The organism is Novosphingobium sp., from assembly GCF_036803765.1.
Lineage (GTDB): Bacteria > Pseudomonadota > Alphaproteobacteria > Sphingomonadales > Sphingomonadaceae > Novosphingobium.
The window spans coordinates 12037-24867 of record NZ_DAIRTS010000019.1 but is presented as its reverse complement, the minus strand read 5'-3'; the positions used below and the strand labels follow the sequence as shown (position 1 = coordinate 24867).

Below are 12831 nucleotides of genomic sequence, written 5' to 3'. Positions count from 1 at the left end.
GCCGGGCCGTGGCGCGCGTCATCCGGTCTTCGTGCTGGCGATGCTGCTGATCGTCTATACGTTCAACTTCGTGGACCGGCAGATTTTCGGCATCCTCGCCGGGCCGATCAAGGCGGACCTTGGCCTCAGCGATACTGAGCTCGGCGCGCTCGGCGGCTTCGCGTTCGCGCTGCTCTATTCGACGATGGGCCTGCCGCTCGCCTGGCTTGCCGATCGCCGTGGCCGCAGCCCGGTCATCGCCGCCTCGCTCGCTGTGTGGAGCGGCTTCACCGCATTGTGCGGCCTCGTCACCGGATTCTGGGCGATGTTCGCCTGCCGGCTGGGCGTCGGCATCGGCGAGGCGGGCGGCGTCGCGCCGTCCTATGCCCTTATTTCCGACAACTTTCCCGCACACCAGCGCGCGCGGGCGCTGGCCATCTATTCGCTAGGCATCCCGCTCGGCTCGGCGGCCGGGATCATGCTCGGCGGCTATGTCGCCGCGGCGGTGAACTGGCGCGCGGCCTTCCTCGTGGTGGGGCTGGCAGGCCTGGTCTTTACCCCGCTCTTCGCCCTGCTCGTCCGCGATCCCGTGCGGGCGCCGGGCCACGCCGCGTCCGCGCCGTCGATGGGCGCGGTCATCGCCGTGCTCGCGCGCAAGCCGGCGTTCTGGCTGCTCGCCTTCGGCGCGGCGTCGTGCTCGATGATGGGCTATGGCCTCGCCTTCTGGCTGCCCTCGCTGATGCGGCGCTCGTTCGGGCTGGACCTCGTCGAGACCGCGCGCTTCTTCGGCCTATTGCTGCTGGTTGGCGGGACCGCAGGCGTGCTCGCGGGCGGCTTCCTCGCCGACTGGCTCGGCCGCCGCAGCCGCGCCGCCTATGCGCGGGTGCCGGCGCTCTCGTTCCTCGCCGGCGTGCCCCTGTTCCTAGCTGGGCTCAACTGCGGCTCCGCGTCGCTCGCGTTCTGGCTGTTCCTGCTGCCGCAGGCGCTGGTCTACATCTGGCTCGGCCCGATCCTTACCGCCGTCCAGCACCTCGTCGCCGCCCCGATGCGCGCCACCGCCTCGGCGGCGTTCCTGCTCATCAACAACCTCATCGGCGTGGGGCTGGGGGCGCTGGCGATCGGCACGCTGTCCGACTGGCTGACCCCGACTCACGGCGCCGACGCGCTGCGCCTCGCGATCGAGGCGGGGCTCGGGTTCTACCTGCTCGCCGCCGTCCTGCTGCTGTTCGCGGGCCGCACTCTGGCGCGCGACTGGGTCGACTGAAGGCCTGCTGGCCCCTCCATCAGCGCGTGGTGGAGGGGCAAGTCTCCCGATAGCTCGCTTTTCGCCGCGCAAACATAATGCAGCGGGCCTTGCTGCGTGTATGGGGTCTAGAGGGGCGCAGCGCGGCGATGCGCGGGCGACGAGGACATGACCAAGGCGATGGACCAGAACAGGCTCACCCACCTGCAGCGGCTCGAGGCCGAGGCGATCCACATCATGCGTGAAGTGGTGGCCGAGGCGGACAATCCGGTCATGCTCTATTCGGTGGGCAAGGACAGCGCGGTCATGCTGCATCTGGCGCGCAAGGCCTTCTTCCCCGCGCCGCCGCCGTTCCCGCTGCTCCACGTCGATACCACCTGGAAGTTCCAGGACATGTACGCGCTGCGCGACCGCATGGCGGCCGAGAGCGGCATGGAACTGCTGGTCTACCAGAATCCCGAGGCCGCCGCGCGTGGCATCAACCCGTTCGACCACGGCGCGCTGCACACCGACATGTGGAAGACCGAGGGGCTCAAGCAGGCGCTCGACAAGTACGGCTTCGACGCGGCCTTCGGCGGCGCGCGGCGCGACGAGGAGAAGAGCCGCGCCAAGGAGCGCATCTTCAGCTTCCGCACCGCCAGCCACGGCTGGGACCCCAAGAACCAGCGGCCCGAGCTGTGGAACCTCTACAATGCGCGCAAGGCCAAGGGCGAGAGCATCCGCGTCTTCCCGATCAGCAACTGGACCGAGCTCGACATCTGGCAGTACATCCACCTCAACGACGTGCCGATCGTGCCGCTCTACTTCGCGGCCGAACGCCCGACTTACGAGTGGGAAGGCCAGCTGTTCATGGCCGACGACATCGACCGGCTCGAACGCGTGCTGGGCAAGCGGCCCGAGATCACGATGCGCTCGATCCGCTTCCGCACGCTGGGCTGCTTCCCGCTGACCGGCGCTGTGGAAAGCACCGCCGCGACGCTGCCCGAGGTGATCCAGGAGACGCTGCTCACCACCACCAGCGAGCGGCAGGGGCGGGTGATCGACAAGGACGCCGGCGGCGCCGGCATGGAAGTGAAGAAGCAGCAGGGGTATTTCTGATGACCGTCACGAACGCCCCCGAGCAGGTCTCCGCGCCGGTTTACGTCACCGACGACCTGATTGCCCAGGACATCGACGCCTACCTCGAGACGCACCAGCACAAGACCATGCTGCGGTTCATCACCTGCGGGTCGGTGGACGACGGCAAGTCGACGCTGATCGGCCGGCTGCTCTACGATTCGAAGATGATCTTCGAGGACCAGCTTGCCGCGCTCGAGACCGACAGCCGCAAGGTCGGCACGCAAGGTGCCGAGATCGACTTCGCGCTGCTGGTCGACGGGCTGGCGGCTGAGCGCGAGCAGGGCATCACCATCGACGTCGCCTATCGCTTCTTCAACACCGAGAAGCGCAAGTTCATCGTCGCCGATTGCCCCGGGCACGAGCAGTACACCCGCAACATGGTGACCGGCGCCTCGACCGCCGACCTTGCGGTGATCCTGATCGATGCGCGCAAGGGCGTGCTGACGCAGACGCGCCGCCACAGCTTCCTGTGCCACCAGATCGGCATTCGCAACATCGTGCTGGCGGTCAACAAGATGGACCTCGTCGGCTACGACCAGGACGTGTTCGACGCGATCGTCGCGGATTACACCGCCTTCGCGCACTCGATCGGGATCGAGGCGTTCACCGCCATGCCGATCTCGGGCTTCAAGGGCGACAACGTCACGCTGCGGTCGGAGCATACGCCGTGGTATGCCGGCCCGACGCTGATCGAGCATCTGGAGACGGTCGAGGTGCTGGCCGCGGCCGATGCCGACAAGCCGTTTCGCCTGCCGGTGCAGTGGGTCAACCGGCCCAACCTCGATTTCCGCGGGTTCGCCGGGTTGATCGCCACCGGCGTGGTGCGTGTCGGCGATGCCGTGCGCGTGCTGCCCTCGGGCAAGACCAGCACGGTCTCGCGCATCCTCGTCGGCGACATCGAGGCGGACAGCGCGCTGGCCGGTCAGTCGGTGACGCTGTGCCTGACAGACGAGATCGACTGCTCGCGCGGCGATGTCATCGCCGTGGCCGACAACCCGCCCGAGGCCGCCGACCAGTTCGAGGCGACGCTGGTGTGGCTCAATGACGCGCCACTGCAGGTCGGCCGGGCCTACTGGCTCAAGCTGGGCACGCAGACCGTGTCGGTGACAGTGTCGCAGCCCGAATACGTCATCAACGTCAACACGATGGAGCAGCTGGCCGCCAAGACGCTCGATCTCAATGCGATCGGCGTGGCGCAGCTCATCGCCGACCGCGCGCTGGTGTTCGAACCCTATGTCGACAATCGCACGCTGGGCGGGTTCATCCTGATCGACAAGATGACCAACGCCACGGTGGCGGCGGGCATGCTGCGCTTTGCGCTGCGCCGGGCGCAGAACGTGCACTGGCAGGCGATGGACGTGACGCGCGAGGCGCATGCCGCGCTCAAGCGGCAGAAGCCGGCGCTGCTGTGGTTCACCGGGCTTTCGGGCTCGGGCAAGTCGACCATCGCCAACATGGTCGAGAAACAGCTGCACGCGGTGGGCAAGCACACCTTCCTGCTCGACGGCGACAACGTGCGCCACGGGCTGAACAAGGATCTCGGCTTTACCGAGGCCGACCGCATCGAGAACATCCGCCGCGTGGGCGAGGTGGCCAAGCTGATGACCGATGCCGGCCTCATCGTGCTGACCGCGTTCATCAGTCCGTTCCGCGCCGAGCGCGAGATGGTGCGCGGCATGCTGCCCGAAGGCGAGTTCATCGAGATCTTCGTCGACACCCCGCTCGAGGATGCCGAGCGCCGCGATGTGAAGGGCCTCTACAAGAAGGCCCGCAGCGGGCAGCTCAAGAACTTCACCGGGATCGACAGTCCCTACGAACGGCCCGAGGCGCCCGAAATCAGGGTGGACACGACCCGCGAACGCCCCGAGGACGCGGCCGAGCGGATCGTCAACCACCTGCTCGGCTGGGCGCCGACGATCTGACCGCGTGACCTGAGGGGGGCCGCTTGTGATGACCGATGCCGAACTGGCCGCGCAGCTCGCGCGCGCCGCAGGACGCCTGCTTCTGGCGGTGCGCGACAGCGCCCTGGTGGAGGGCAAGGCGCTGGGCGCGGCCGGCGATGCCACGGCCAATGCCTTCCTGTGCCATGCCCTGCGTGCCCAGCGGCCCGACGACGGCCTCCTGTCCGAGGAGGAAAAGGACAACGCCGCGCGGCTCGATCAGCGGCGCGTGTGGATCGTCGATCCGGTCGACGGCACGCGCGAATACGGCGAGGCGCGCAGCGACTGGGCGGTCCATGTCGGCCTGGCGATCGACGGCGTCGCGGTAACCGGCGCCGTCGCGCTTCCCGATGCGGTTGGCGAGGGAGCCGGTCCCGCCGGCACAGGGCTGGTCCTGCGCAGCGACGCCCCGCGGCCCGTGCCTCCCGCGCCCGACCGGCTGCGCATGGTGGTTAGCCGCACTCGCCCCGCGCGTGAGGCGATTGCGGTGGCGGAGGCGATCGGCGCCGAACTCGTGCCGATGGGCAGCGCCGGCGCCAAGGCGATGAGCATTATCCTCGGTAAGGCCGACATCTATCTCCACTCGGGCGGGCAATACGAGTGGGACAGCTGCGCGCCGGTTGCCGTGGCGCTCGCCCACGACCTCCACGCCAGCCGCATCGACGGCAGCCCGCTGATCTACAACCGCGCCGATACCTACATGCCCGACCTGCTGATCTGCCGCCGCGAACACGCCGCGCTGGTGCTGGAGACCTTGGCGGCGCTCGCGGGCTGAGCCGGGAGCCTCGCCCTCAGCGCCGCGTCTCCGGCCCGCTGCGCGCGATGACGGCCTTGGCTTCCGCTGGCCAGGCAGCACCGCGCACGGCGATGTTTCCGCTGGCATCGTTGTTGAGGTAGGCGGTCCAGTCGCCATATTGCCGGCCGCCGTTGAACCAGTTGCCGGTGGCCTTGTTGTCCATCGCGGTGCGGCGCGGGGCGAGGTGGGACTGGCTGTTGAGGTTGAGCCACAGGCCGCCGACCCGGTCGATGACGTTGCCTCGCACCGTGACGTAGCGCGTCCCCTCGTCGAGGTAGATCGCGATTGCGCCGGGGCCGGTGACGTCGGCGATGTAGTTTTCGGCGATCAGCGCGCCCGGATCGGCGGAGAGGTGGTAGATCGCGCCGCCGTCGGGGAACCACTGCTTCACCCGCTCGACCCGGTTGCCGAAAATGACCGTGTCGCGCAGCGTCGTCGGGGTGTCGTAGACCACATTGCCCGGCGCATCGTAATAGCCGCGCTGGCGCTTGGCATATTCGGGACTGCCGCCGGGGTCGTTGGCGCCCCAGCCCCAGCCCACGTCGATCCCGTCATAAGGCGCGTCGCTCACCGCGTTGTGCAGGATCAGTGTGCCCGAGGCGTAGGTCACGAGGATGCCGGTCTGCTCCTTGTAGTCGCGCGAGATCTGCCGGATCGTGTTGTTGGCGATGACGATGTCGCGCAGGGCAAGTCCGGGGCGCGAGGGATGATGCGCATCGGGGCCGATGCCCCCGGCCATGATCGCGCCGCCGGCCAGGTCCTCGAACAGGCTGTGCGTCACCTCGATCGAGGAGGCGGCGAGCGCCGCGCCGCTGGCGTTGGCGCTGGCCTCGTTGCCTATGCCCAGCGCGATCTGGCCGAGTTGCGAGAAGCGGTCGTCGTCGAACACCACGCGCCGCGCGGCGGCGATCTGCACGGCGGCGGGCTGCTGGCTCCACAGGCTGCGCATGCGCTCGAACGCGGCGCATCCCCAGCTGCAGTCGCGCACCGGGTCGGCCGGGTAGCCGGCGACCTCGCCCGACAGGAACGCACCGCTTTGCTGGCTGGCGTAGCCATCGGGGCCGGACGGGTGCAGCCAGCTGGTGTGACGGAACGACAGCCCGGTGAAGGTCAGATCCTGGACGGGCGCGTCGATCGTGCCGCTGATCGACAGCAGGTGATCGAGCCGGGGCAGCACGACCGGCAATGTCGCCATGTCCTCGCCGGCGCGCGGGATGTAATAGAGCGCGCCGGCGGCCGGGTCGATCGCCCACTGGCCGGGGATGCGCAGAAAGGCCGGGGCGCCGGTCAGGAACAGCCGCGCCACTTCGGCCGAGACCGGGCGCGCCATGGTGTCGTAGCCGATCAGGTTGTTGCGCCAGCCGGGTTGCTGCATCTCGATGCGATTGCCCGCGATCCGCGCGACCATGGCGTGGCGGTGCGTGAACCAGCCGGTGCTTTCCACCTCGATCCGGTCTTGCGCAGGCAATTGTCCGAGGAAAAGCCAGGCCGGGTCGCCGACCTCGAGGCCCCAGGGCGTGAACGTGACGGCAGCGCGCGGGATCTCGATCGACGCGCGCGGTGCCAGCCGGCCAGCGACGACCAATTGCCGGCTATCGATCCCGGCCGGGATTGCGGCGGACCAGATGTTGCGCGCCGCGTCGACTTGGCGCCACCCATGCACCTCCTGCCCACCCGAAACAACGGGCCATGCCCCTGCCGTACCCTGCCAGCGCACGACATGGCCGTTCTGGCCGCCATCCGCCCGGCCGAAGCGCAGCGGAGCCTCGAGACTATAGGTGCCTGGCGCCAGCAATACGGTGACATCGTGGTCGGCATTGATTTGGCGGACCGCCGCCTGCGCCCGGACCAGCGAATGCAGCGGGTGCTCGGCGCTCCCGTCGCCGTCGGCATTGCCGGTCACCTTGGCGGGACTCACATGGATCACCACCGCCTCGCGCGCGGGCGGATTGGGGATCACGATCTTCGGCTCGGTCACCACCGCGCGCGGCGGGAGGACCGGAATCGCAGGCGCGGGAATGACCGGCTGCGCCCAAGCGGGCACAGCGACCGTGGCCATGGCAAGCGCCAGCACTGCGCCTCCGCCCGACAGGCGCAGGGACGATGGACGAAGGAACATGGACGGCGCTCTCCCTGATGCAAATCGGGGGGAGGCTATCGCATCACATTAACTCGGACAAGTTTTTCGCCCACCCCTTGTGCGGTCAGAGCGGCAGCAGGCGTGCCCGATGCGCCTGGACGGCGGCGAGGATCCAGGCGCGGCCCGCGTCGATCCGCGCCAGCCGGTGCGTATCCTGGTGCGTCACCAGCCAGAACGCCCGGGTGATCCGCGTTGCCGGGAGGACGGGGACGAGCGTCGTATCGGCATCGCCGATGAAACAGGGCAGCACCCCGATCCCGGCGCCCGCGGCGATGATGCGGTGCTGCGCATTGATGCTCGACGAGCGCAGCGCGATCGGCAGGTCGGGGTGGATTTCGTCAAGATAGCGCAGTTCGGGCGCATAGATGAGATCGGGAATGTAGCCGACTAGCCGGTGTCCGTGCATGAGTGCGGACGCCTCGGAAGGTGTGCCGGCCTGTGCCAGATAGCCTGGCGTCGCGTAGAGCCGGAGGGTGTAGTCGCTGAGCTTGCGCGCGATCATCGGACCACCGGTGGGGCGCGAGAGCGTGACCGCCAGGTCGGCCTCGCGCTTGGCGAGGCTGAGGAAGCCGCTGTTGGCGACGAGGTCGAGCGTCAGCGCCGGATGCGCCGCGACGAAATCGGGAATGTGGCGGGCCAGAAACCAGGCGCCGAACCCTTCGGACACGCTGATCCGCAACTGGCCGGTGAGCGGCAGGCCGGCCTCGCCATGCCCGGCCTCTTCAATCGTCGAGGCGGCCATGGCCATCGCCTCGGCATGGCCGCGCAGACGTTCACCCGCCTCGGTCAGGGCCTGCCCGTCGCGCGTCTGCTCGAACAGGGTGGCGCCGATCCGGGCCTCGAGGCGGCGCAGGCGCCGCCCCGCGGTCGTCGCGTCGATGCCCAGCGCCGCTCCGGCGCGCGCGAGTTGCCCACTGCGCGCGATGGCGAGAAAGACCTGAAGGTCACTCCAGTCGAATGCCTGCATAGGTGCAGGTCATAGCTGCGAAACTGCATCTTGTCTGCGGCAGTGGTGCCGCGCATGACGATCCAAACAGTCCAATTGCCGAGAGGAACTGCCCGTGCGCCAGATCGACCACGTCATTGCCGGGGGCACTGCCGGCCTCGCCGCCGCGCGCACCGCATCCGTCTACGATCCCAACACCGGCGCGGTGCAGGCGCAGGTGGTGCTGGGCGACGCCGCCACGCTCGACCGCGCGGTCGCCGCCGCGCAGGACGCGCAGCCCGCCTGGGCCGCCACCAATCCGCAGCGCCGTGCCCGCGTGATGTTCCAGTTCAAGGCGCTGGTCGAGGCGAACATGGACGAGCTCGCGCACCTGCTCAGTGCCGAGCATGGCAAGGTCGTCGCCGACGCCAGGGGCGATATCCAGCGCGGGCTCGACGTGGTGGAATTCTGTGCCGGCATTCCCCACGCGCTCAAGGGCGAATACACCCAAGGGGCCGGGCCGGGGATCGACGTCTATTCGATGCGCCAGCCGCTGGGCATCGGCGCGGGGATCACGCCTTTCAACTTCCCGGCGATGATCCCGCTGTGGATGGGCGCGGTCGCGCTGGCGACGGGCAATGCCTTCATTCTCAAGCCGAGCGAGCGTGACCCCTCGGTGCCCAACCGCCTCGCCGCGCTGTGGCTCGAGGCCGGGCTGCCCGAGGGTCTGTTCCAGGTGGTTCACGGCGACAAGGACATGGTCGACGCGATCCTCGACCACCCCGCCATCGCGGCGGTCAGCTTCGTCGGCTCGTCCGATATCGCGCAGTATGTCTACAGCCGCGGGGTTGCCGCGGGCAAGCGCGTCCAGGCGATGGGCGGGGCCAAGAACCATGGCATCGTCATGCCCGATGCCGATCTCGATCAGGTGGTGAACGACCTCGCCGGGGCGGCCTTCGGCTCGGCCGGCGAGCGCTGCATGGCCTTGCCGGTGGTGGTGCCGGTGGGCGAGGACACCGCTGAGCGGCTGCGCGCCAAGCTGGTGCCGGCGATCGCCGCGCTCAAGGTCGGCGTATCGACCGATCCGGCCGCGCATTATGGCCCGGTCGTCACCGCCGAGCACAAGGCGCGCGTCGAGGGCTGGATCGCGCGCTGTGCGCAGGAAGGCGCCGAGCTGGTGGTCGACGGGCGCGGCTTTACGCTGCAGGGCCACGAGAACGGCTTCTTCGTCGGGCCGACGCTGTTCGACCACGTCACGCCCGAGATGGACAGCTATCACAACGAGATCTTCGGCCCCGTGCTGCAGATCGTCCGCGCCCGCGATTTCGAGGAGGCGCTGGCCCTGCCCAGCCGCCACCAGTACGGCAACGGCGTGGCGATCTTCACCCGCAACGGCCACGCCGCGCGCGAGTTTGCGGCACGGATCAACGTCGGCATGGTCGGCATCAACGTGCCGATCCCGGTGCCCGTCGCCTACCACACCTTTGGCGGCTGGAAGCGTTCGGCATTCGGCGATACCAACCAGCACGGCATGGAAGGCGTGAAGTTCTGGACCAAGGTCAAGACCGTCACCGCGCGCTGGCCCGATGGCGGCGGCGACGGCAGCAATGCCTTCGTCATCCCGACGATGGCCTGAGTTCCGGCATAAAACCCGCCAGAAACCCCGCGAAAACCCCCGATTGGCAGACCAGACGATGACCGACCAGTTCGCCCTGACCGACGACCAGCTTGCGATCCAGGATATGGCGCGCAAGTTCACCGCCGACCGCATCACCCCCTTCGCCGCGCAGTGGGACGAGGACAACCACTACCCGGTGGACGTGTGGAAGGCCGCCGGCGCGCTCGGCTTCGGGGCGATCTACGTCAGCGAGGCATCGGGCGGCATCGGGCTGGGCCGGCTCGAGGCCGCGCTCATCATGGAGGCGATGGCGTACGGCTGCCCCGCCACCTCGGCCTATATCTCGATCCACAACATGGCCGCATGGATGATCGACACCTATGGCTCGGCCGAGCTGAAGGCGCGCTTCCTGCCCGACCTCGTCTCGATGGACCGCATCGCCAGCTATTGCCTGACCGAGCCGGGATCGGGATCCGACGCGGCGGCGCTGCGCACCACGGCGCGGCGCGACGGCGATGATTACGTGATCGACGGCACCAAGCAGTTCATCTCGGGCGCGGGTTACAACGACGTCTATGTCTGCATGGTTCGCACCGGCGGGGACAAGGCCCGCGGCATCACCTGCCTGGTCGTTGAGAAGGATACGCCGGGCCTGTCGTTCGGCGCGCCCGAGCGCAAGCTGGGGTGGAACGCCAGCCCGACCGCACAGGTGATCTTCGACGGCGTGCGCGTGCCGGTGGCCAACCGCGTCGGCGCCGAGGGCGAGGGTTTCCGCTTTGCGATGGCCGGGCTCGACGGCGGGCGGCTCAACATCGGCGCCTGCTCGCTCGGCGGGGCGCAGCGCTGCCTCGACGAGGCGATCGGCTATACCCGCGACCGCAAGCAGTTCGGCAGCCCGATCGCCGAGTTCCAGAACACACAGTTCACGCTGGCCGACATGGCGACCGACCTCGAGGCGGCGCGCGCACTGCTGTATCTGGCCGCCGCCAAGGTCAATGCCAATGCCCCGGACAAGAGCCGCTTTTCGGCGATGGCCAAGCGGTTGGCGACCGACAGCGGCAGCGCGATCGTCGACAAGGCGCTGCAACTGTTCGGCGGCTACGGCTATTTGCGCGAATATCCGATCGAGCGCTTCTGGCGCGATCTGCGCGTGCATTCGATCCTCGAGGGCACCAACCAGGTCATGCGCATGATCATCGGCCGGGACCTGCTGCGCCAATGACCGGGGAAACGAACGCCGACGTACGGGTGGTGCGCGAGGGCGCGGCCGGGTGGCTGTCGCTCGACCGGCCCAAGGCGATCCATGCCCTGACCCTGCCCATGGTCGAGACGATGACCGCAGCGCTGCTGGAATGGCGCGACGATGCCGCGGTCGCGGCGGTGATCCTCGATCATGCCGACGGGCGTGGCTTCTGCGCCGGCGGTGACATCGCGCTGCTGCGGCGTTCGGCGCTGGAGGACGGGGGCGCGGCCGGGCGGCATTTCTTTTTCGAGGAGTACCGCCTCAACCACCTGCTGTTCACCTTTCCGCGACCGGTGGTGGCGTTCATGGACGGGATCACCATGGGCGGCGGCGTCGGCATCGCGCAGCCGGCACGCCTGCGCGTCGTCACCGCGCAGACCCGCTATGCCATGCCCGAGACCGGCATCGGCCTGTTTCCCGATGTCGGCGGCGGCTGGCACCTGTCGCGCCTTCCGCAGCGCATCGGACAATACCTTGCGCTGACGGGCGCGCGGCTCGACGGGGCGGATTGCCTCTGGGCCGGCATTGCCACGCATTACCTCGGCGCCGAGGCCATGCCGCAGGCCAAGGCACGCATCGCGGCGGGCGAGGCACCGGACGCGGTGCTCGACGCGCTGGCCGAAGCGCCGCCGCCCTCGCGGCTGGCCCAAGTCGCGCCTGCGATCGAACGCCACTTTGCGTCGGACCGGCTCGAGGACGTGCTCGCCAGCCTCGCGGCGGATGAAAGCGAATGGGCGGTGCAGACCCTGGCCAGCCTGCGCACCAAGTCCCCGCAGACCTGCAAGGTCGCGCTGCGCCAGCTGCACGACAGCCTCGCCTGCCCGGATTTCGGCGCCAACATGGCGATGGAATACCGCATCGCCTCGCGCGTGCTGACCCTGCCCGACTTTGCCGAGGGCGTGCGCGCGGTGATCGTCGACAAGGACAACGCCCCGCGCTGGAACCCGGCCACGCCCGAAGGCGTGACCGATGCGCTGATCGACAGCATTTTTGCGCCGCTGCCCGCGGCCGAGGAATGGAGACCCCTATGAGCTTCACCACGATCCTGGTCGAACAGCATGGCGCCGTCACGCTCGTCACGCTCAACCGCCCGCAGGCGCTCAATGCGCTCAACTCCACGGTGCTCGAGGAACTGATCGCCGCCTTCGCCGCGTTCGAGGCCGATCCTGCCCAGCGCTGCGCGGTGCTGACCGGCGCGGGCGAGAAGGCCTTCGCCGCGGGTGCCGACATCAAGGAGATGGCCGACAAGCCGGCGGCCGAGTTCTTCGCGGAGGACTTTTTCGCGGGCTGGACCAGTCACTTCGTCAAGGCGACGCGCAAGCCGTGGATCGCGGCGGTCAACGGCTTCGCGCTGGGTGGCGGGTGCGAAGTGGCGATGATGGCCGATTTCATCATCGCCGCCGACACCGCACGGTTCGGCCAGCCCGAGATCAAGCTGGGCGTCGTGCCGGGCATGGGCGGCTCGCAGCGGCTCACGCGCGCAGTGGGCAAGGCCAAGGCCATGGACCTGTGCCTGACCGGGCGCATGATGGATGCAGCCGAGGCGGAACGCGCCGGACTGGTGGCGCGCGTCGTCCCGCTTGCCGAGCTGATGGACGAGGCGATGAAGGCCGCCGCCGCGATCGCGGCGATGCCGCCCCTCGCCGCGATCGCCAACAAGGAACTGGTTAACGCCGCCTTCGAGACGACGCTCGACCAGGGCATCGTGCTCGAACGCCGGGTATTCCACGTTCTGGCCGCAACCGAGGACAAGGCGGAGGGCATGGCCGCCTTCGTCGAGAAGCGCCCCGCCGTGTGGAAGGGCCGCTGAACGTGGCGGGGAACGTGG

General features: G+C 68.9%; 10 protein-coding genes. 8 read left to right on the top strand and 2 right to left on the bottom strand.

What is annotated here, in order from left to right; all coding sequences use genetic code 11:
• Window positions 1-40 precede the first annotated feature (40 nt).
• From V7Q48_RS12950 to V7Q48_RS12935, 4 genes are all read left to right on the top strand, one after another.
• Window positions 41-1243: a spinster family MFS transporter gene (locus V7Q48_RS12950; RefSeq protein ID WP_333838717.1), complete on the top strand. Its 1203-nt coding sequence runs from the start codon at window positions 41-43 to the stop codon at window positions 1241-1243.
• Between the two features lie 147 nt (window positions 1244-1390).
• Entirely contained in the window at window positions 1391-2320 is a 930-nt protein-coding gene (gene cysD, locus V7Q48_RS12945; protein ID WP_333838638.1) for a sulfate adenylyltransferase subunit CysD, read from the top strand.
• Window positions 2320-4263 carry a sulfate adenylyltransferase subunit CysN gene (gene cysN / locus V7Q48_RS12940; RefSeq protein WP_333838636.1) on the top strand — a complete coding sequence of 648 codons (1944 nt, stop codon included), beginning with the start codon at window positions 2320-2322 and terminating at the stop codon, window positions 4261-4263. Before cysD ends, cysN begins: the two co-directional genes overlap by 1 nt.
• Before the next feature lie 28 nt (window positions 4264-4291).
• The gene (locus V7Q48_RS12935) at window positions 4292-5056 is read left to right on the top strand and encodes a 3'(2'),5'-bisphosphate nucleotidase CysQ (RefSeq protein ID WP_333838635.1); all 765 of its coding nucleotides are present in this window, start codon (window positions 4292-4294) and stop codon (window positions 5054-5056) included.
• Between the two features lie 16 nt (window positions 5057-5072).
• On the opposite strand, the gene V7Q48_RS12930 is transcribed toward V7Q48_RS12935, so the two are convergent.
• Together V7Q48_RS12930 and V7Q48_RS12925 are read right to left on the bottom strand one after the other, a co-directional pair.
• Window positions 5073-7196: a right-handed parallel beta-helix repeat-containing protein gene (locus V7Q48_RS12930; protein ID WP_333838633.1), complete on the bottom strand. Its 2124-nt coding sequence runs from the start codon at window positions 7194-7196 to the stop codon at window positions 5073-5075.
• Window positions 7197-7281: 85 nt separating this feature from the next.
• Window positions 7282-8184, bottom strand: coding sequence for a LysR family transcriptional regulator (locus V7Q48_RS12925; protein WP_333838631.1), 903 nt, complete (start codon window positions 8182-8184; stop codon window positions 7282-7284).
• A gap of 94 nt (window positions 8185-8278) precedes the next feature.
• Here V7Q48_RS12925 and V7Q48_RS12920 point away from each other — a divergent pair, with 94 nt between their 5' ends.
• Genes V7Q48_RS12920 through V7Q48_RS12905 form a run of 4 tightly spaced genes read left to right on the top strand, consistent with a single transcriptional unit; the run spans window position 8279 to window position 12813 of the window.
• Complete coding sequence (locus V7Q48_RS12920; RefSeq protein WP_333838630.1) at window positions 8279-9778, top strand: CoA-acylating methylmalonate-semialdehyde dehydrogenase; 1500 nt, start codon at window positions 8279-8281, stop codon at window positions 9776-9778.
• Between the two features lie 58 nt (window positions 9779-9836).
• Window positions 9837-10982, top strand: a complete 1146-nt coding sequence (locus V7Q48_RS12915) for an acyl-CoA dehydrogenase family protein (protein WP_333838628.1) — start codon at window positions 9837-9839, stop codon at window positions 10980-10982.
• A complete protein-coding gene (locus V7Q48_RS12910) occupies window positions 10979-12034 on the top strand; it encodes an enoyl-CoA hydratase/isomerase family protein (protein WP_333838627.1) in 1056 nt (351 codons plus the stop codon). The genes V7Q48_RS12915 and V7Q48_RS12910 overlap by 4 nt, the downstream gene beginning before the upstream one ends.
• Window positions 12031-12813 carry an enoyl-CoA hydratase-related protein gene (locus tag V7Q48_RS12905; protein WP_333838626.1) on the top strand — a complete coding sequence of 261 codons (783 nt, stop codon included), beginning with the start codon at window positions 12031-12033 and terminating at the stop codon, window positions 12811-12813. Before V7Q48_RS12910 ends, V7Q48_RS12905 begins: the two co-directional genes overlap by 4 nt.
• Window positions 12814-12831 lie beyond the last annotated feature (18 nt).